This window comes from Aeribacillus sp. FSL M8-0254 (assembly GCF_038008845.1).
Lineage (GTDB): Bacteria > Bacillota > Bacilli > Bacillales > Aeribacillaceae > Aeribacillus > Aeribacillus composti.
The window spans coordinates 3,654,887-3,675,419 of record NZ_JBBOZY010000001.1 but is presented as its reverse complement, the minus strand read 5'-3'; the positions used below and the strand labels follow the sequence as shown (position 1 = coordinate 3,675,419).

The 20,533-nt window shown below is 39.7% G+C and carries 20 protein-coding genes; 12 read left to right on the top strand and 8 right to left on the bottom strand.

The window, feature by feature from the left end; genetic code table 11:
- Positions 1–6 precede the first annotated feature (6 nt).
- The 9 genes from NSQ44_RS17755 to NSQ44_RS17715 all read left to right on the top strand — a co-directional run bounded on the left by NSQ44_RS17755 (position 7) and on the right by NSQ44_RS17715 (position 9,729).
- Positions 7–1,506 carry a sugar ABC transporter ATP-binding protein gene (locus NSQ44_RS17755; protein ID WP_340857894.1) on the top strand — a complete coding sequence of 500 codons (1,500 nt, stop codon included), beginning with the start codon at positions 7–9 and terminating at the stop codon, positions 1,504–1,506.
- Positions 1,487–2,491 (top strand): ABC transporter permease, encoded by a 1,005-nt coding sequence (locus NSQ44_RS17750; RefSeq protein WP_082829612.1) that lies wholly within the window; start codon positions 1,487–1,489, stop codon positions 2,489–2,491. The genes NSQ44_RS17755 and NSQ44_RS17750 overlap by 20 nt, the downstream gene beginning before the upstream one ends.
- Before the next feature lie 27 nt (positions 2,492–2,518).
- Positions 2,519–3,682, top strand: coding sequence for a Gfo/Idh/MocA family protein (locus NSQ44_RS17745; protein WP_340857889.1), 1,164 nt, complete (start codon positions 2,519–2,521; stop codon positions 3,680–3,682).
- Positions 3,679–4,650, top strand: coding sequence for a sugar phosphate isomerase/epimerase family protein (locus NSQ44_RS17740; RefSeq protein ID WP_340857887.1), 972 nt, complete (start codon positions 3,679–3,681; stop codon positions 4,648–4,650). Before NSQ44_RS17745 ends, NSQ44_RS17740 begins: the two co-directional genes overlap by 4 nt.
- Before the next feature lie 512 nt (positions 4,651–5,162).
- The gene (locus NSQ44_RS17735) at positions 5,163–6,371 is read left to right on the top strand and encodes an ABC transporter substrate-binding protein (protein WP_063389097.1); all 1,209 of its coding nucleotides are present in this window, start codon (positions 5,163–5,165) and stop codon (positions 6,369–6,371) included.
- Positions 6,372–6,392: 21 nt separating this feature from the next.
- Positions 6,393–7,265, top strand: coding sequence for a branched-chain amino acid ABC transporter permease (locus tag NSQ44_RS17730; RefSeq protein ID WP_063389096.1), 873 nt, complete (start codon positions 6,393–6,395; stop codon positions 7,263–7,265).
- Complete coding sequence (locus NSQ44_RS17725) at positions 7,262–8,260, top strand: branched-chain amino acid ABC transporter permease (RefSeq protein WP_340857882.1); 999 nt, start codon at positions 7,262–7,264, stop codon at positions 8,258–8,260. The genes NSQ44_RS17730 and NSQ44_RS17725 overlap by 4 nt, the downstream gene beginning before the upstream one ends.
- 10 nt (positions 8,261–8,270) lie before the next feature.
- Entirely contained in the window at positions 8,271–9,044 is a 774-nt protein-coding gene (locus NSQ44_RS17720; RefSeq protein WP_117016884.1) for an ABC transporter ATP-binding protein, read from the top strand.
- Entirely contained in the window at positions 9,037–9,729 is a 693-nt protein-coding gene (locus NSQ44_RS17715) for an ABC transporter ATP-binding protein (protein ID WP_066251407.1), read from the top strand. The genes NSQ44_RS17720 and NSQ44_RS17715 overlap by 8 nt, the downstream gene beginning before the upstream one ends.
- A gap of 600 nt (positions 9,730–10,329) precedes the next feature.
- Here NSQ44_RS17715 and NSQ44_RS17710 read toward each other — a convergent pair.
- The gene (locus tag NSQ44_RS17710) at positions 10,330–11,442 is read right to left on the bottom strand and encodes a 5-methyltetrahydropteroyltriglutamate--homocysteine S-methyltransferase (RefSeq protein ID WP_340857877.1); all 1,113 of its coding nucleotides are present in this window, start codon (positions 11,440–11,442) and stop codon (positions 10,330–10,332) included.
- 188 nt (positions 11,443–11,630) lie between these two features.
- A complete protein-coding gene (locus NSQ44_RS17705) occupies positions 11,631–12,158 on the bottom strand; it encodes a YceI family protein (protein WP_066251402.1) in 528 nt (175 codons plus the stop codon).
- 557 nt (positions 12,159–12,715) lie between these two features.
- On the opposite strand from NSQ44_RS17705, the gene NSQ44_RS17700 reads away from it, so the two are divergent.
- Together NSQ44_RS17700 and NSQ44_RS17695 are read left to right on the top strand one after the other, a co-directional pair.
- Entirely contained in the window at positions 12,716–12,922 is a 207-nt protein-coding gene (locus NSQ44_RS17700) for an alpha/beta fold hydrolase (protein ID WP_340857876.1), read from the top strand.
- A 42-nt stretch (positions 12,923–12,964) separates the two neighbouring features.
- Positions 12,965–13,186, top strand: a complete 222-nt coding sequence (locus tag NSQ44_RS17695) for a hypothetical protein (protein ID WP_340857875.1) — start codon at positions 12,965–12,967, stop codon at positions 13,184–13,186.
- Positions 13,187–13,617: 431 nt separating this feature from the next.
- Here the strand turns inward: NSQ44_RS17695 and NSQ44_RS17690 are convergent, their stop codons facing one another.
- Positions 13,618–14,268, bottom strand: a complete 651-nt coding sequence (locus NSQ44_RS17690; RefSeq protein ID WP_235600489.1) for an HAD family hydrolase — start codon at positions 14,266–14,268, stop codon at positions 13,618–13,620.
- A gap of 593 nt (positions 14,269–14,861) precedes the next feature.
- On the bottom strand, positions 14,862–15,647 hold the full coding sequence (locus tag NSQ44_RS17685; RefSeq protein WP_094244755.1) for an HAD family hydrolase: 786 nt from the start codon (positions 15,645–15,647) through the stop codon (positions 14,862–14,864).
- A gap of 182 nt (positions 15,648–15,829) precedes the next feature.
- Between NSQ44_RS17685 and NSQ44_RS17680 the strand changes: the two genes are divergently transcribed.
- Positions 15,830–16,129, top strand: coding sequence for a hypothetical protein (locus NSQ44_RS17680; RefSeq protein WP_094244754.1), 300 nt, complete (start codon positions 15,830–15,832; stop codon positions 16,127–16,129).
- Positions 16,130–16,544: 415 nt separating this feature from the next.
- Here the strand turns inward: NSQ44_RS17680 and NSQ44_RS17675 are convergent, their stop codons facing one another.
- From NSQ44_RS17675 to NSQ44_RS17660, 4 genes are all read right to left on the bottom strand, one after another.
- A complete protein-coding gene (locus NSQ44_RS17675; RefSeq protein WP_063389086.1) occupies positions 16,545–17,267 on the bottom strand; it encodes an amino acid ABC transporter ATP-binding protein in 723 nt (240 codons plus the stop codon).
- Positions 17,264–17,920: an amino acid ABC transporter permease gene (locus NSQ44_RS17670; RefSeq protein WP_340857869.1), complete on the bottom strand. Its 657-nt coding sequence runs from the start codon at positions 17,918–17,920 to the stop codon at positions 17,264–17,266. The genes NSQ44_RS17675 and NSQ44_RS17670 overlap by 4 nt, the downstream gene beginning before the upstream one ends.
- A 57-nt stretch (positions 17,921–17,977) precedes the next feature.
- On the bottom strand, positions 17,978–18,799 hold the full coding sequence (locus NSQ44_RS17665; RefSeq protein ID WP_327863461.1) for a basic amino acid ABC transporter substrate-binding protein: 822 nt from the start codon (positions 18,797–18,799) through the stop codon (positions 17,978–17,980).
- A gap of 338 nt (positions 18,800–19,137) precedes the next feature.
- The gene (locus NSQ44_RS17660) at positions 19,138–20,511 is read right to left on the bottom strand and encodes an IS1380-like element ISGsp2 family transposase (protein WP_044899598.1); all 1,374 of its coding nucleotides are present in this window, start codon (positions 20,509–20,511) and stop codon (positions 19,138–19,140) included.
- Between the last annotated feature and the right edge of the window lie 22 nt (positions 20,512–20,533).

The window sequence follows — 20,533 nt, the reverse complement described above, 5'->3', positions numbered from 1 at the left end:
ATCAAAATGGACAAACCTTTATTATCAATGAAAGGAATTTCAAAATATTTTAACGGCATCAAAGTTTTAGACTCGGTTGATTTTACTTTAAACAAAGGTGAAGTTCATGCATTAATGGGGGGAAATGGCGCCGGCAAATCTACATTAATGAAAATATTAACAGGCGTCTATCAAGCTGACGAAGGTGAAATATATATTGAAGGAAACAAAGTAACGATTAAGGATGCGAACGATGCGAAAAACAATTATATTTCCATGATTTTTCAAGAATTTAGCTTAATCCCTTCACTGACTGTCGCTGAGAATATTTTTTTAGCCCGTGAGCCAAAAATTGCAATCGGGATACTAAATGATAAAAAGAGTATAGCCAAAACAAAAGAAATACTCAAGGAAATGGAAATTGACATCAACCCTAAAGATATCGTCGGAGACCTTGGTGTTGGATACTGGCAAATGACTGAAATAGCAAAAGCTTTGTCGCATGAGACAAAAATATTAATTATGGATGAACCTACATCGTCCTTAACGGAAAAAGAAACAGATGTTTTATTTAAAATCATCAATAAGTTAAAAAAGAAAGGTATTTCTATCATATATATCTCACACCGTATGGACGAGATTTTTAGAATATGTGACAAAATTACCATTTTACGTGATGGAAAAAAAGTTGCAACTGAACAATGTGATCAAATCGATATGGAAACTGTCATTCAGCATATTGTAGGGGATGATTTAGATAAATCGTTTGAATGGAAAGAAAGATATTATTCGACAGAGGGAACTCCTGTCTTAGAAGTCAAAAATTTAACTTCCGGCTCCAAAGTAAAAGATATCAGCTTTCAGCTCTACTCAGGAGAGATTTTAGGAATTGCTGGATTAATGGGGAGCGGAAGATCTGAATTAGCGCGTGCCATTTTTGGCATTGACCAAATAAATAAAGGTGAAATTTATATAAAAGGCAAGAAGCATACAATTAAAAGTCCATCAGATGCGGTTAATGCCGGCATAGCACTTATTCCAGAGGACCGGAGACTGCAGGGGTTAATTCTAGATTATAGTGTGAAAGAAAATACGATTTTACCGATTCTATCAAAATTAAAAAAAGGAATTTTCATCGACCATCGCAAGGCTAATATGATAACAGAAAAATTTGTCAAAAGACTAAATATTAAAACAGATCATATTTTTAAAACAGCAAAGCTGTTGTCTGGGGGCAACCAGCAGAAAATTGTATTAGCGAAATGGCTTGCTAATGACCCTGAAATATTAATTTTAGATGAGCCTACGATCGGTGTAGATATTGGCGCAAAAACCGAAATCATAGATATTATTCGTGAATTAGCTGACAGCGGGAAATCAATCATCGTCATTTCTTCTGAGCTGCAGGAGCTGTTAGCCGTAAGTGATCGAATTCTAGTAATACATGAAGGAAGAAATGTCAAAGAACTAAAAAGAAAGGAAATTCATTCAGAGGAGGTTCTCCAGCATGCTATCCAAGGACATTAAATTTAATGAGCAAGATCAGTTGCAAAATAACCTAAGTCCTTCGAAACGATCAATGACATTTGATTGGCGCAATTATATTGTATATATAGCTTTTATTGGAGTGTTAATCTATTTTTCTGTTACGTTATATGACGAAGGTTTTTTATCAACATCAAATTTATTGAACATCGCCCGCCAAACGGCAATGATTTCGATTATGGGAGTTGCGATGACTTTTGTAATCAGCACGGGCGAAATTGATCTTTCTGTCGGATCTATTACGGCGTTATCCTCTTTAACAGCAGCATTAGCGCTGCAAGCTGGCTTCGGCTTGATCGGGGGTCTGGCAGCTGGATTAGGAACCGGTTTGTTAGTTGGATTAGTAAACGGTTTTCTAGTTACGAAGATCGCCATCCCCTCATTTTTAGTTACGCTTGGGATGATGGAAGCGGTAAAAGGCTTGGCGATGTGGATAACAAATACTGCACCAGTGCCGATTGTCCATTCTACGTTTAATTATTTATTTGGTTCAGGAGATATCGGACCGATTCCTATTTTATTGATTTGGACAGTTGTGATTACAGTTATCGGCCATATTTTATTGAAAAAAACCGCGTTTGGCAGGCAGACATTAGCAACCGGGGGAAATGAAATTGCTGCCAAATATACAGGAATCAAAACGAATCGAATTAAATTTATTGTGTTTCTAATTTCCGGTTTAATGGCAGGATTTGCTGGCTTATTATATGCCGGTCGGATGCATTCCGGGAGGTTTACATTTGGTGAAGGCGACGAACTATCCGTTATTGCTGCTGTAATTCTTGGCGGAACAAGCCTATTCGGGGGAGTCGGAACCGTTATCGGCACCGTTTTTGGTTCTATCATGATTGGAACAATAAACAATGGATTAATCATCATGGGGCTTGATGTAAGCCAGCAGATGATTATTAAAGGGTTGATCATCATTTTGGCCGTGGCGTTCGGAAGGAAAACGTTAAAAAAATAATCATCCAAAAGAAAAGGGGCATTGTTTATGTCAGTTATCAAAGTAGGCGTAATCGGGACAGGGTTTTCTGCCAAGTCGCACATAGAAGCACTGAGAAGATTAAATGGTGTTGAAGTGGCTGCAATTAGTGCCAGAACATTAGAGAAGGCAAAAAAAGCAGCCGAACAATTTGGGATCCCGAGGTATTATGGAAATGAAGATGATTTAATAAATGATCAAGAAATAGATGTCGTTCATAATTGTACTCCTAATTATTTGCATTATGATATCAATAAAAAAGTTTTAGCTGCCGGCAAGCATTTGCTGTCAGAAAAGCCGTTAGCAATGACGAGTGAAGAATCGAGTGAATTAGTAAGGTTAGCCGAAACAAAAAAGGTCGTCGCAGGAGTATGCTTCAACTACCGTCATTATCCGCTAGTTGCCCAAGTGAAAGAGCTGATGGCCAGCGATGAATACGGTCCGGCACATTTAGTGTATGGAACGTATCTTCAAGATTGGCTCCTGTACGATACTGATTACAACTGGCGTTTAAATGAGGAAAAAAACGGCAGATCACGTGCGATTGCTGACATCGGTTCCCATTGGTGTGATACTGTTCAATATGTTCTCAATCAAAAGATTGTCAAGGTATTTGCTGATTTAAAAACGGTTTATCCTGTAAGGAAAAGACCGGTTGGAGAAATCGAAACCTTTAAAAGCGGAGGTCAAGATTCTTTCGAAGAAATAAAGATTAATAGCGAAGATTGCGGCAGTGTGCTGGTTCATTTTGAAAATGGAGCACACGGGGTATTCACCGTTTCACAAGTAAATGCTGGAAGGAAAAATTTCTTTACGTTTGAAATTGCCGCGCAAAAGAATACTATTTATTGGAATCAGGAAGAGCCAAACAAAATATGGATTGGACGCCGTGATCAGGCGAATATGGAGCTAGTACGAGATCCTTCCTTGCTGTCTGACTTTTCTTCTTCGCTGGCGCATTACCCTGGCGGTCATCCAGAAGGATGGCCAGATGGTTTAAAAAACTTATTCATTGATTTTTATAAAGCAGTAAAAGCGCATCCAAATCCAACCTCTTCGTCCTTTGCCACTTTTGAAGACGGACACTACATTATGAAGCTGATTGAAGCTATATTAAAAAGCCACGAAGAGAAAAGATGGGTCAAGGTTGAGACAGGGGAGGTATTGAAATGAAATTAGGTGTTTTTACTGTACTTTACCAAGACCTGCCGTTCGAGGAAATGCTTGATAAAGTGCGAGAAATGGGGATAGAGGCGATAGAATTGGGGACTGGCAATTATCCGGGCAATAAACATTGCAATCCGGATGAATTGCTTGAAAACAGCACGAAACTAAAAGAATTTCAGCGGGCCATCGAAAGCAGAGGGCTGATGATAAGCGGTCTAAGCTTTCATGGCAACCCGCTTCACCCGGACAAGAAGTTTGCGGCTGAATCCCATGATGTATGGAGAAAAACAGTGCTGTTAGCAGAACGTTTGGAAGTATCAGTTGTGAATGGGTTTTCCGGATGTCCAGGCGATCATCCAAATGCGAAATACCCTAATTGGGTTACTTGTTCCTGGCCTCCGGAATATATGGAATTACTGGAATGGCAATGGAATGAAGTGACAATACCGTATTGGCGGGAGGAAGCAAAATTTGCCAAATTGCATGGTGTAAATAAAATTGCTTTTGAAATGCACCCAGGTTTTATTGTTTACAATCCTGAAACTTTATTAAAGTTAAGAGAAAATGTAGGGCCAAGTATTGGAGCGAATTTTGATCCAAGCCATCTCATTTGGCAAGGCATTGATCCTGTTGAAGCAATAAAAAAATTAGGACGTGAAAATGCCATATTTCATGTACACGCTAAAGATACTTATTTGGATCAAGCAAATATACAAGTGAATGGCGTTTTAGATACAAAGCATTACAGTAAAATTTTGGACCGATCATGGACATTTCGGTCGGTTGGTTATGGCCAAGGTGAAAAAGTGTGGAAGGATATTGTCAGTGCCTTGCGTGCTGTCGGATATGATTATGTTCTTTCAATTGAACATGAGGATATGCTGGCATCCATTGATGAAGGATTAGGAAAGGCAGTAAGCTTATTAAAGCAAATTCTTTTTAAAGAAAAAGTTGCTGAAATGTGGTGGGCATAACAGTCACATTGTAAAGGTAATCCCTAGGGAATTTTACAGTCCCTAGGTTTTTTTATTTGTTTTACGATGGGGCATTCTTTTTCAATGCGAATTTTTATCATCAACTTAATTTTGAGGAAAGTCCTCTGCAAATAAAAGCTTAGGATAATCATCTGTCTTTCTTAAACAATTACGAATAAAATTTATTCATTAAGCCATTTGTTTGTATGACGAGTGTAAAAAAAATAAATAATAAAATTTTCGTTATTAAAGAAAAAATGAAGATTGAATGATGAGGAAAACAAGAATTTTCAGCGTTTTCTGCGACGATCATAGATTTCATTAACTATATGTTTTTTTGACGAAATGAATAAAAAATATTGAAATTTTAAAAATTCAGATATATTATAATATTTGAAATATTAGTTCCGGAGGAAAAGGGAGGAGAAAAGATACCTAGGAAAATGAAAGCGTTTTAAAAACGGGAGGCGAATTTTGAAAGCGTTTTACTTAACAAGTACGGGGGGATTTTGATGAAAAAGAAGTTATTTTTGATTATGCTAGTTGTTTTCTTAGCCGTTTTATCGGCTTGTGGCAACAGCGCGATTCAGTCAACATCGAAAAAAGAAGAAGGCGGGAGCAAAAGCGGAGGAACAATAAAAATTGGTGTGCTGCTTCCAGATTCGGGGGTTTATGCTTCACTTGGAAAGCATTTGCACAAAGGTATGGAGCTGTATTTTGACAGCATTGATTGGAAAATTGGCTCCAAAAAAATCGAAATTATTAAAGAAGACAGTGAAGCTGATCCGCAAGTAGCATTAAGGAAAGCGAGAAAATTGATTGATCAAGATAAAGTGGACATTTTAACAGGAACGGTAAGCACGGCGGTAGCCTATGCCATTCGCGATGAAGTGGATAAGAAAAAAATTCCGTTCCTTGTTTCGCATGCGGGAGGAAATGATTTAACGAGAAGCAAACGAAGTGACTATATTTGGCGTTCTTCTTTTTCCTCGTGGCAGATTGGCAATTCATTAGGAGAATGGGCGTTTCATAACGTAGGAAAGACAATGTACATTGCAGCAGCAGATTATGCGTTTGGACGGGAAGTATCTGAAGCGTTTAAAGAAGCTTATACTGCCGCAGGAGGAAAAATTGTCGGTGAAGTTTACCCGCCTCTCGGAAACAATGATTATTCCTCTTATTTGACCACGATTAAAAATGCAAAGGCTGAAGCAGTATATGCATTTTTCGCAGGAAGTGATGCGGTGAGATTTGTTCAGCAATACGATCAATTCGGGTTAAAAGAAGATAAGAAATTAATTGGTTCCGGCTGGCTTGTTTCAGAGGACGTGCGGAAATCACAAGGAAACGCAGGAGTTGGAACAATTTCCTCTATTTTCTGGGATTATAGTATAAAAACAGAAGAAAATAGACAGTTTAAAGAGGCTTTTGAAAAGAAATATAATGAACGCCCGACCATTGAAGCATTGGAAGGCTATGATGCTGCCAAAATTATCGCAGAAGCGCTGACAACGCTTGACGGCGACGCCTCAGATCCAGATAAAGTGGTAGAAGCGATTTCTAATGTTGAATTCATAAGCCCGAGAGGCCCGATTAAGTTTGACAAGGAGACTCACCACGTTATTCAAAACATGTATATCATTGAAACCAAGCTTGTGAATGGACAGACGGAAAACGAAGTGATCGAAATTATTGAAGAGGTGAGAGATCCAGGAAAATAGATAAAAAAAGAGGTGATAATCATGGATATTATCGGGGCGCAGCTAGTAAACAGCATTTCATACGGGCTTTTGCTCTTCGTCATTACATGCGGATTGTCGCTCGTCTTTGGCATTTTAGGAGTATTGAACTTGGCGCATGGATCGTTGTATATGATAGGAGCTTATGTCTCATATTCGATTACCGTCCATTCTGGACAAAATTTTTGGCTTGCCTTAATCATTGCACCTTTAGCAGTAGCTGTTTGCTCTCTCATTATTGAAATGATCTTATTGCGGCCAACTTATCAGCTAGGGCACCTGTCACAAGTATTGTTAACATTTGGGCTTGCGTATGTCATTCATGATATGACAGCGGCGATATGGGGATCGGATGTTTTATCGATCCCTTTGCCTCAAAGTTTATCAGGTACGGTAACCTTATTTAATCAAGCCTTTCCTGTCTATCGTTTAGCTGTAATTGCAATAGGTTTAATTTTAGCGGGGCTGTTGTGGTTCATTCAAGAAAAAACGCGCTGGGGGGCGATCATTCGCGCTGGACTGAGCGATAAAGAGATGATATGTGCTTTAGGTGTAAATATTCAACTAGTTTTTACCGTCGTGTTTTTCATAGGGGGATATTTAGCAGGTTTTGGCGGAGTCATTGCCGCGCCGATCCTCGGGCTTTATCCAAGCATGGAATTCCAAACGCTTATTTTGGCATTAGTTGTTCTCGTTATAGGGGGCTTAGGGTCGATCGCTGGAACGTTTGTGGCCAGCTTAACGATTGGGATTGTTGAGACTTTTTGCCGATTTTTAGTTCCTGAGTTAAGCTTGTTCGTCGTTTTCGGATTAATGGCGGTCGTCTTAATCGTCAAACCGAACGGATTGCTCGGAAGGCAGGTGGTTAAGCATTGAACAAAAAAGGTTTCGTTCTTATTGCCGCAGTTATGTTGCTCATCTTTTCCCCCTTTATCTTTTCTTTGTTTTATTTAAATTTGGTAACTGAAATTTTAATTTTAGCTATTTTCGCTCTTAGTTTAAATATTTTGGTCGGATATACCGGGCTGGTTTCGCTTGGTCACGCGGCGTTTTTTGGAGTCGGGGCTTATATGTCCGCCATTCTTGCAAGGGAGATATCTCCAAACTTTTTCCTTACTCTTTTCGCCTCGCTTGCGGCTGCAATCATTGCATCCGCCATCATCGGAATTTTTTGCGTAAAGGTGAGCGGCTTTTATTTTCTTATGTTAACATTGGCTTTTTCGCAAATGATTTATTCATTTGTCCACCAGTCAACGACTATCACGGGCGGTTCAAACGGATTATCAGGCGTTCCAAGCCCTTTAATTGGATCACTTGATTTTTCAAACCCGGTTTACTTTTATTATTTGATATTGCTTTTGTTTATATTGATCTACGGCGGTTTAAGCCTCATCGTACACTCCCCTTTTGGGCAAGTATTAATAGGGATTCGCGAAAACGAAACAAGATTGAAATCGATGGGCTATCATACAACACTATATAAGCTTGCCGCATTTGTTTTAGCCGGCGGGCTCGGTGGAGTAGCAGGATCGTTATATACAAGCTTTAACAGCTTCATTTCGCCTAGCGATGTATATTGGACGATGTCTGGCTCTGTTTTAATTATGGTTCTTATCGGCGGTTCCGGAACAATGATCGGGCCCGTTTTGGGAGCAGCATTTATCGTCATTTTAGAAACGATTGTCAGCTCTTATACGACCATGTGGATGATGATTATCGGGATTATCTTTATCTTGTTTGTCGTATTTTTCCCAAAAGGAATTGTCGGGCTTGGAAAATTGCTCTTTCAGTCATTTTCAAAATCCAACAAGCTGTCAGCTATTTCCGGAAAAAAATCCAATGCGTTGTATAACAATGATGTGAAGAATTGAGGGATGGGGCATGGAGAATCCTGTAATCTTGAAGATTGATCGCGTCGGCATGCATTTTGGCGGTCTTGAAATTCTTAAGGATGTTTCATTGGAAGTGAAAAAAGGTGAGCGGATAGGCATTATCGGTCCGAATGGAGCCGGGAAAACGACCTTTTTCAACATTTTAACCGGCGACCTGAAACCGAGCAGCGGGTCTATTTATTATAAAGGAGAAAATATAACGAATGTTGCCAACTTTAAACGGACAAACGCCGGAATCGTCCGCACTTTTCAACGAAACAATTTGTTGAACGAACTGACGGTGCTTGACAATTTATTATTAGTTTTACAGCGGAAACATCATTTGCAAAACGTGTGGTTTAAAAAGAGAAACGAAAAAAAATACCCGAAGCTTTTCGAGGAAGCAAACCAATTGATCAAAACTTGGGGATTGGAAAAGCGCGCAAATGAAATAGTGAAAAAGCTGTCATACGGCGAACAGCGGCAAATCGAAATTTTGCTTGGCATTGCGATCAATCCGCAAGTTTTATTATTAGATGAGCCGACTGCCGGCATGTCGCAGGCGGAAACGGATTATATTGTCGATTTGCTGCACAATTTGCCGAAGGACTTGACCGTTTTAATTATTGAGCATGATTTGGAGGTCGTATTTGGACTGGCGGATAGAATGGTCGTTTTATATGACGGAGGAATTCTCATTGACGGCGATCCAAATGAAGTGAGAAACGACAGGAGGGTGAACGAAATATATATTGGAAAGGAGGAAGCGGCAGCACATGCTTAAAGTTTCAGATTTAAATACATTTTACGGCGACAGCCACGTCCTCCATAATGTTTCGTTAACGGTTGAACAAGGCAAGGTAACCGTCCTGCTGGGAAGAAACGGAATGGGGAAAACAACAACGATTCATTCTATCATGGGAATCATTCAATCAAAAAAAGGAAAAATTGTGTTTGAAGAACAGGAAATTCAATCAAAGACGAGCTTCCAGGTTTCGAAATTAGGTGTTGCTCTTGTTCCGCAAGGGAGAAGAATATTTCCGAATTTGACTGTAAAGGAGAATTTAATGACCACTTATAGGCCTGCCGAAAATGGCTGGACATTAGAACAAATTTATGACACGTTTCCAAGGCTGAAAGAAAGAGAAGCATCGATGGGAGGGGCTTTGAGCGGGGGAGAGCAGCAAATGCTCTCAATTGGACGCGCTTTGCTAACGAATCCTAAATTACTGCTGCTTGACGAGCCGTCAGAAGGATTGTCCCCATTGATGGTTCAGGAAGTGAAACGGATTATTCGTGAATTAAAGAAGCAAGGTCTTACAATGCTTTTAGTTGAACAAAATTTATCGATGGCGCTTGAGCTTGCAGACCGCATATATATTTTAAACAAAGGCTCGATCGTGTTTGAAGGCTCTCCCGACGAATTAAGCTCTGCTGTAAAGCATAAATATTTGCTGTTAAGTTCGTAAATTGTTCAGGAATCATCCGATGATGATGTTGTCAAAGAGAAAAAGGGGCTCTTAGAAAGTCAAATCGCCATTGAAAACAAAAAATCATAAACACCGATATATCAACGTTTCTAAAACATTAATGGGGGCTAATAAGCCGTAAAATCGACTTATTAGCCCCCATTTTTTACATATTTTCCAGAATAATAGAACGGAAGAAACAGGTCATTACGGTGATTTTCCTAAATAAACTGATGAGCGGGCAGCACCTTATTTTGCAAAAATAAATTGTCGGCGATTTGCAATCAAATTTTCCAAAAGAAAAACAGAGCTGCTGCAATTTACGGGTATCATTTCTAGAAATATTGATTCTTGATGCATAACCCGAATAGAGCTTTCGCAAAGCAGAAAAAGGTTCAATTTGGAACTCTTACATGCTGCAATTGCTTCGGAATGAACGATGAAACCAATCAATATAGGTAAAGCAAGCTGCTGCCCTTTATCGAAATTCCGCCACATTCTGTCCGCAAGCCTCGCTTAATCGATAGTTCATTGCACGAAATTCACGTTCGACAGGCTCTTAACATTACACACTTATGTAAGTATTTCTTTAGTAAACGATTATTTCCAAACCTCTTCGGCAATTTCTACGACATGGCGAAGTTTTGCCCATTGCTCGTCCTCTGTGAGCAGGTTTCCTTCCTCAGTTGATGCAAAACCGCACTGAGGGCTTAAGCAAAGCTGATTGAGATCAACAAATCGGGATGCTTCATCAATGCGCCGTTTAATTTCATCCTTATTTTCTAATTCTCCAAATTTTGACGTGATCAAGCCGAGAACGATGGATAAATTTGACCGGTTTACGAAGCGAAGGGGTTCAAAGCCGCCGGCTCTTTCGCTGTCGTATTCCAAAAAGAAGCCGTCCACATTTACGCCTTCAAACAATATTTCCGCCACTGGCTCATAGCCGCCGGATGAAATCCAAGTGGAACGGAAATTGCCTCGGCATATGTGCATCGTAATTCTCATATCATCAGGACGATTGGCAACAGCTTCATTAATTGTTTTCGCATACAATTGTCCTAACGTATCCGGATTTAAGCCGCGGGCTCGCATTTGCTCCTTTTGCTCTTCTGAACAAAGATATGCCCATGATGTATCATCCAGCTGCAAATAACGGCATCCAGCATCGTGAAATGCTTGAATTGCTTTTTTATACGTTTGGGCTAAATCGTGGAAAAACTCGTCTTGATCTTCATAAGCGCTTTTTTCAATCGTCCCTCTGAAATGAAGCATGCTCGGGCTCGGAATAGTCATTTTGGCTGTATGGCCGGAAGCGATGCTGTTTAGAAACTTGAAATCTTCAAGCATCGGATGGCCGTTGAAATCTAGTTTATCAACAACTTTAATAGAATGAGATTTTGTTTGTTTTTGATGGAATTGGATTCCGGTCTCTGTGTCGTATCCTTCCACACCTACTAAATTTTCAAGGAAGTCAAAGTGCCACCAAGCTCTTCGGAATTCGCCGTCTGTCACCGCTTTGAGGCCAATTTCTTTTTGTTTTTCGACGATGCGTGTGATTTCTTCGTTTTCCACCTCTCTTAATTGCTCAGCTGTTATTTCCCCATTTGCTTTTTGCAATCGGGCTTGTTTAATTCGGTCTGTTCTTAACAGACTGCCTACATGATCTGCTCGGTATGGCGGTAGGTGGTGATGTGATGATTGATGTGACATTGTCAGTAATCCTCCTTCTCCGGTTGAAATATTATGAATAATAACAAAAAATAAAAGAAAAGTAAACTTTATAAGCAAGGGGATTTTTCATTAGAGAGGTATGAATGCCATTTTTTGATAAATTTTCATAAAATAAAAGCCCTCAGCCGCCATGTGCGGCCAAGGGCAAATCACTTGCCTGCGAAAGATTAGCTAATGACAAATTCGAAGCTGCCGAATAATTTTACATCTTTGCCGATGAGGAATCCTCCTGTTTCAAGAGCAGCGTTCCATGTTAAACCATAGTCTTCCCGATTGATTTTTCCTTCTACATCAAATCCTGCGACAATGCTTCCGTCCAACGGGTTTTTCGATTGACCGTTGAATTCTACTTTGAACGTTTCGGTTCTAGTAACATTTCTAATTGTCAATTTTCCTGTTACTTCATAGTCATCGTCGGAAACCTTTTTAATAGATTCGCTGACAAACGTGATGACCGGATAGTTTTCGACATCAAAAAAATCCCCGGAACGAAGATGGTTGTCTCTGTCTTCATTTTTTGTGTCAATAGAAGAAGCTTGAATTGTTACTTTTACTTTTGCAGATTCGAGCTGATCGACATCGCCGTCAACTTCTACATCAAATTGCGTGAATTCTCCCTTTGCTTTGGAAACCATTAAGTGTTTTACTTGGAAAGAAATAGAGCTGTGCACCTTATCTAATTGAAAATTTGCCATTTTTTATTTTCCTCCTTTTGTTTTGATATTATCATAACCGAAAAATATCTCGAATTCAAATATTTTTATATAAATATTTTTTGACAAGGTAAAAGAAAAAAGAACCAATTTTGATAAGATCTTCTTTAAGTAGACAGTGGACAAGGCCCATATACTTAGAGGGGATTTTTTTGGAACGAAAAAAGCAAACATTTCGTCATTATTAAGAAAAAGGCTCTGCTTCCTTATTGAAGAAAAGCACCCTTTAGAAAATTCGCGTTTTTCATTTTTAACATTGGCTATTGTTTAACCTCTGCAAGCAATTGGCCTATTGCAAAGGAATCAGGGCGGGAGAGATGGTTCGAATGGCGTTGGCATAGCCGATTCAATAGAATGTTTTATAGAGAGAAGTGAAAGAATGAACAGTAAAAAGAAATCTTGATTTTGGATAATTCCAAAAAATATTTTTTTGTTTATGATTACAGCGGCTCTGATTTGGGTCGTTTTCCATCACATATGACAGTGTATGAGCAAAATATCCACCATTAGGACAATTAGTTGAAGTAGATGGAAAGAATATGCACGTTTATACAAAAGGTGATGGAGAAAACACGATTGTGTTATTAAGCGGTTTAGGCACAGCAGCTCCCGTGTTAGATTTCGAACCCTTAGTAAATGAATTGGCAAAGAATCATAAAGTGGTCGTAGTAGAGAGCTTTCGATATGGTTGGAGCAACGTAACGAATAAGGAACGAACAGTGGAAAATATAGTGGAGGAAATTTGAACCGCTCTAAAAAAATCAAATATAGAAGGTCCATACATATTGATGCCGCCCTCTATTTCTGGCATATACAGCATGTATTATGCTAATGCATATCCAGATGAAGTGAAAGCAGTTATAGGGATTGATTTCACCTTGCCGCAGGCTTTAGAGTATTTCGGCGAGTTAGCTCCAACAATGTCCGAATATATGAGGTATGTTTCACCAACTGGAATTGCACGATTGGCATTATATATCATTCCTGATGATTTCCTTCCTAGTAGCTGAAAAAGGTACTTATTCCGAAGAGAATTTAACAATGACCAAAGCCATTTCTAGGCATATCAGGCGGGAAAGTTAAATTGACTGTTTGCTCAATATATTTTTTATTTCATTTGCTTCTTGTTGTATCCTTTGTCTTGATTTTTACTTCGAAAGAAGATCGAGTGAACGAAGATAGGAAATCCAATGTAACTTTTTATCAAACGAAATTAAGCCGCAGTTTTTCAAGTAAAATAGTTACTTTAGAAGGAAATCATTATCTTCATTGGACTCGTTATAAGAAATGAGTGCACACGTAAATGATTTCACGAAAACATTTGCAGGTGGTGTTCATTGAGGAAGCAGCTAGATAAAGGACCTCCTTGGGGGTTCTTTATCTAGCGAATTATCAAATATTATTTGATAGAGCCTTAGCATTAATACGAGATTTTAATTCTTTATTGTTCAATAAGTTTTATGACATCGCTCAAACTTTTTTCTGCCATGGATTGAAGTCGCAAATCATAATTTTCGAAAGGTAAAGACTTCGTTACTGGATTTGGCACAATTACGCATTTCAGTCCAGCAGCTAGAGCTGCTTGGAGCCCATTTAAAGAATCTTCAAATGCTAATGCTTCGTTTGAGCTGATGTTTAAGGCATCAACTGCTTTTAAATACAAATCAGGTGCCGGTTTTACCTTCTCAACATCATCCTGCGTGATAATAGTATTAAAATAGTTTAACACCCCAAGTTCATCTAAATAATGAGTTACCCACTCCCTTGTGGAGCTTGAAGCAATAGCAATTTTATATCCTAAATCGTTTGCTTCTTGCAAATAATCCTTTACACCTTCACGTGCCTGAGGTGTTTTCATCTTTTCTTTATAAATGCTTTCTGCTTTGGCATCAATTTCCTCAATATTACAGCTTTCTCCCAATTGTTGTTTGAAAAACTCGTAAAGTACTGTATTATCTGACCCAACGCTTTTTACATAATGTTCAAGGGGCAAATCAACATTATAATAACCTAAAGTTTCTTTATAAGCCTCAAACCAGGGAGTCTCTGTGTCTATAATTAAACCGTCGAAATCAAAAATAATTGCTTTTATCAAAGCTTTTTCTCCTTTCCACTCATGAGGATAAAATAAATACACCTTCATAAACTATATGCAATAAAGTTAACTCAGTATGTTCCAGTAATTCTGAACACCAATCGATTGCTCATGATTTCAATAATAGTCTAATCGTTTCTTTTTATGCGGATAAAGGAATATATATTGTATCGGTTCACGCTCATAATTAGGAGCACATTTCCTGACCTTTCAGTTTATTTCGTCAAATAAATTAATTCGGTCCTCTCCCTGCCGCAAAACCTTCATCGCCCGTTTTTTCTTTCCAATGTGAACAAAGATGACTCACTTCGTTTTGAAGATGAGGGAAGACCAGTTTTCTATTTTCTGGTATTCGTCTAAGCAGAATAGAAGGACTCGGTCACATGGCAGCCGTTCTGGCAAAGACATCTGCCTGGATCACGCTGCATCGAGTCCTTTTTTTCCTTAAAGTAGAAATGTTGTATTTTTCTCACTGTAAAACAACAATTTTTGCATTGTGCTCCAGCTGAATACCGAAACACAGTTTTGCATAATCTTTTTTTACAACTGTCTATTTGGCAGGGAAAAGACTATTTACACAGTCTTCTTACTTATTCAACGAGACCAAGCTTTTTCAAACCGTGATAGACACCGGAATTTGTTACGTCTGTTGTTTGGTGCTTCGCATATGGCAAAAGGTTTGGATCTGCGTTCCCCATTGCAAAACCTTCGCCGACTATTGAGAGCATCTCTTTATCATTCATGGCATCGCCAAAGGCAATGGCGCTTTCTTTTGGCACGCCAAGATAATTTAATATTGCTTTGACAGCTTTGCCCTTATTGACCTTTTCCCTAATGACATCGTAGCATTGGGCCAGGCCTTCGATATTCACTTGGGATAAGTATATAAGATCGTCTTTTTCATAAAGAGAAACATCGCGATCAGCTAAATTTAATATCGTCATTCCTAAAACTTGATCGATGATATCATACGAAAACAACTCATTTTTTTGTAAATGAAATTTTTGAATGAAATCTTTTATGGCAGGGGAATCAAACGAGCTAAGGACATTTTTTTCTCTTGTATACATGACGAGCTCATGTCCATGGTGTTTGGCGGTATGCACAAAGTTTTGAACAATATCTGGATTCATCGGCTCTTTTAAAATCTCGCGGCCCCTATAAACCGTAAATGCGCCGTTATAGCCAATAAACGATTGAACGTTCAGCTCTTTGCCGATATGCGAAATTTCATGCAAAGGTCTCCCTGTTGCCAGAAAGACCTCTACACCTTGTTTCTGAACTGCAGCTACAGCTCTTTTCGTAGATTCTTGAATTTGATCATCCGGTGTCAAAATTGTTCCGTCTATGTCCAAAAATAAAAGTTTATATGTCATCTCCATAAACTCCCGTTAAAATTTATTTTGTTGTAAGATTTTATCATAAAATAAAAATTGTGAAAACTCTAACAAGATGAATTGTCTTGTAAAAATAGTTTTTGTGCCGGGCTGAAGAATATTTGAAACATTTCAATTCGCAAATTCGTATATTGAAAAAACGGATACAGAGGTGGATTTATATGTCAGTAGTCAACATTTTAAAATGGGTAAGCGGGGGTCTTGAAGCATTTTTCGGAATTCCAGTTATAGGTGGAACGATTATATTATCTTTCCTATGGACGCCTTTGGCGTTTATGTTTGTACTGCACCTTGTGACGTTGATTTTTGCCATTATAACAAATAAAAACAAGCATGGCAGCATTTTAGGAATTATTACTTCCTGCATTGCATGGATTCCGATTGTTGGAATGGTGATGCATATCATAACGGCAATTTTCCTCTTGATTGATGCATACCGCGAGTATAAATATGAAATTTAATGTTTTTTTGCTTACAGGGTCTTAGACCCTGTTTTTTTTAGAAAAAAAGTTACTGACCTAAAAAAATTGGATGTGTTATCGGCATCTGTGCCTTCTGCTTTCTAATCCAAGATGAGAAATGTCAGTCTTCAAAAGCTGAACAACTTTGGTACAAGCCGCGATGCTACGACAATTCAAATAGTACTTCCAAGCAGGAACTTCAGGCTGGGAAATATACGAAAGGCTTACCGTCCAAACACTTTTGGATGCTGATGGCAAATAATATATGAAGAACGAGTGTGTAGTGCGTAAGAGGGGAGAAGCTCCATTGAGAAAAAGATAAAGGACAAGCTTTTCGGCTTGTCCGAAATGAATTCGTATGAGATTTGATTGAAAAGGAGTTTAAGTCAACCCGCATGCCGGATACTTGCCTTGTTCACAGCACTTTGCTTAAAAAAGCTTTTGTTCGTTCGTGTTTAGGATTGTTAAAAAGCTCGCTAGGTGTGTTTTCCTCTACAATATATCCGCCGTCCATGAAAATCACTCGATCGCTCACTTCTTTGGCAAATCCGATTTCATGCGTCACGACGACCATCGTCATTCCTTCCGCCGCTAATTCTTTCATCACTGTTAACACTTCACCGACCATTTCTGGATCGAGGGCGGATGTAGGTTCATCGAAAAGCATGATTTTAGGATTCATTGCAAGAGCGCGGGCAATGGCAACGCGCTGTTTTTGGCCCCCTGATAATTCGCTTGGATAGCTTGAAGCTTTTTCGCTTAATCCCACTTTTTTCAGCAGCTGCAAAGCTTTTTCGTTTGCTTCCTGTTCCGAGACTCCTTTTACTTTTATCGGAGCAAGTGTAATATTTTCCAACACTGTTTTATGCGGAAATAGGTTAAACTGCTGAAACACCATTCCAACCTCTTGGCGAACTTTATTAATGTCCAAGTTTGGATTTGTAATATCTTGACCGTTCACGATAACCTGTCCTGCCGTAATGTCCTCAAGCTTGTTTAAACAGCGAAGAAACGTGCTTTTGCCTGAACCGGATGGACCAATGACGCATACAACTTCTTTTTCTTTAATGTCTACACTGATGTCTTTTAACACTTCAAGATTCCCAAAGCTTTTCTTTAAATGTTTTACTTGAATCATCCGGTTGTTGTTCTCCTTTCAACAAGGCTTAATAATTTGCTTAAGGACAATGTCAGAACAAGATAGATGAGCGCAACGGTGAGGTATGGCTCCCAAACGATATAATATTGCCCCTGCATAGCCCGTCCCCAATACATCAGCTCAGGGGTGGCAATGATGGCGGCGATTGACGACTCTTTTATTAAAATGACGAATTCATTGCCAAGAGGCGGAATCATCCGTTTCGTCGCCTGCGGCAAAATGACATAGCGCATCGCCTGTTTATGGCTCATACCGAGAGATCTTGCAGCTTCCATCTGTCCTTTATCAATCGATTGAATACCTGCACGGAATATCTCTGCAATGTAGGCGGCAGAGTTTAAAGAAAGTGCAACAATTGCCGCTATAATTCCATTCGTATCACCGATTAGCAGCGGTACGAGCCCGAAATGAACGAGCAGCATCTGGACAAAAAGAGGCGTGCCTCTGAAAAATGTAACGTACCATGAAAAGGGCAGGCGAATAAATTTATTTTGAGCAATTTTCCCGATGCCGATAAAAAGACCCAAAATGGTGCCGATGGCGATTGCACCAAGAGAGAGCCCAATTGTTACAAGCGTTCCTTGGAAGAAAAAGGGTGCATATTCAGCTATGAGATCAAAACGAAAATTCATACATATATCTCCCCGCGTGCATTCCGGACAAGCAAAATACCTGTGGAATGCTGAAAATTATTGCTGATTTTTTAATATATCAATATCTGGTTCGACACCAAACCATTTTTTATAAATCTCACTGTACGTTCCGTTTTCAAACAGTGTATTGATCGCTTTGTCAAGTTCTGGTTTTAATTTGCTTCCTTTCGCGAACATTAGACCGTAAAACTCCGAATCGAAATGTTCCGGATCTTTAATTGCTTTCAATTTTTTGTCCGGATTATTTTTAATATATTCGTTGACAACCGCGTTATCGGCCACAACTGCGTCTGCGCCTCCGTTCAGAAGTTCCATGATCGCGAGGACGTTGTCTTCAAATTTTTTAACCGTTCCATCGCCGGCAAGTATTTTTTCAGCGGCTGTCTGACCGGTTGTTCCGTTTTGGACAGCAACTTTTTTGCCTTTCAGATCAAGCGCATTTTGAATATCGCTGTCTTCAGGAACTAAAATCATAAGAGTTGATTCAAAATACGGAACAGAAAAATCGTATGTTTGCTTTCTGTCTTCAGTAATGGACACAGAGGAAGCTGCCAAGTCAGCTTGTTTTCTTTGAACTTCAGCAAACATTGGATCCCATCCGGTATGTTTAATGTCTACTTTATAACCGGCCTCTTTAGCCACAGCGTTTATGAAATCAATATCAAAGCCGACAACTTTACCTTTGTCGATATATTCAAACGGAGCGTATGCTGCGTTTGTAACAACCTTTAACGTTTCTTTCTTCTCACTGCTTTCTCCTTTATCGCCTTCAGAACCTCCTGCGCCGCATGCTGAAAGTATAAGCATTAGGCTTGTGAAAACAGCAAGTGCAATTATTTTGCTAAAATATTTTTTCATAAGTACCTCCTTATAAATGAATCAAAGAATGAAATTCGTTTCGACATTCACTGGTCTATTATAAATGAAAGATGTATATTCTTTCAATAACATGCATATTGATTCGAAATGATTGTTTTATTTGAAATTATCCTGAATCCGTGATGAATTGAAATCGACTTTGATTTTGTTGTAATTTTGATGGATTGATAATCCATAAAACCCCTTTTATGCTTATGACCTATGTCATCTCTATTTCCGAAAATGGAACAAATCTCTTTTTTAGGTATACGAACCAAAAAAATAGACAAAAAAGCACAGGGAGTGACGTTGGACATCAGTGCCCGAACATTCGTTCGTTATCTTGCCTCTCTCCATTTCTGATAGACGTTCAGTAGGGGCTCGCTATAGCCACTCCTTCGCGTCAGTTTCATCCAGATCTGTCGTGATCGACGGACGAGTCGCCCTGCCATCGTGATCACCGTCTGAATAATCGTCTTGATGCGGCGGCGTTTCACTTTGTGGTGCAACGGATGTCTCGGATCGCTTAATAGATCTTGTCCAATCAGACGAAGAAGATTGTAAACGAAGGCTCCCATGACCAACACGAGCGCATTCGTTTTCATCTTCCCAGATGGAAGCCGCTCTAAATCTAAGTCGCTCTTCAGTTCGCTATGAAACTGTTCGCATGTCGCATGGTCATGATACAACGCGAGCACATCGCTCATTCGAACATGCTCGTATCCTTTGAGCCGCACCCAATAGCTTTCCACTTCATAATCAGGAACGAGCATCAGCTGTCCATTGCGTTCCATCGTCCGTTCCGTCACTTGGGTGACTTGAACGTACGTATACGTGTTTCCATCGATCGCTGCCTTCTGTGGAAGGCATAGCTCATAGGTTTGTACTCCTTCGCTTTGTCCATCATCGACACGTTTGCCCTTTTGCGAAGCGATCTGGAACCAAAGCGCTTTCGATTCTCGGCGTAAGTTTCGCTTGATGACAAAGTCCACGTCTTCCTTTAGGCATACGTGCACATTCGCTTCTGCATCGTTTCCTGCATCCATGCGAACAAGCAGACGAGATGAAGTCAGTTGACGAGCTCGACGGATAGCGGTGACTAAAAACGAGGGCATGTTGTCTTGCACATGTTGTTTCCCTGGACGCAACTCGGCATGAACGAGATACCCTTCCTTCCCTGCATACGCAAACAACGGTGTAAAACCGTCAAATCCTTTATACGTTCGACTGACTCCTTCTTTTTTCGTATCGGAGTTGTCAAATGGGGAACCATCTATATCAAGGGGAAGCCATGTCGTCTTTCCTTTGGTCCAACAAGGGGACAAAGTGGCATGTCGTTGAATCAACAGACGTATGGACTCCTCCCAAAGAATCGTTTCGGTCATCGGAAGACAAGCGAGCTGATCGAGTCGTTGTCGCAAGGTTGGAGAGGAAGGCACGTGCTGAATCCCCATCGATGCCGAAAAGATATCGTCCTGACGATACGCTTCGATATGATCGAAATCCGTTTTTCCTGTGGCAAGCAAGCCAATCATCGAGCGAATGACATCGCTATGGGAAATGTGCACTTCTCGACGAACCGTTGGAAGCCGAAGTGCGTTTACCCGTTTATCCAGTTTCGTTCGATGGAGTAAGTAGCCAACGAGAGCAAGCCCAGCACTTGGGGTAATCGCTTCATCTGTCAATACAAACCGAATCGGGAAATCTTTCATCACATCACCTACTTGATGAAGA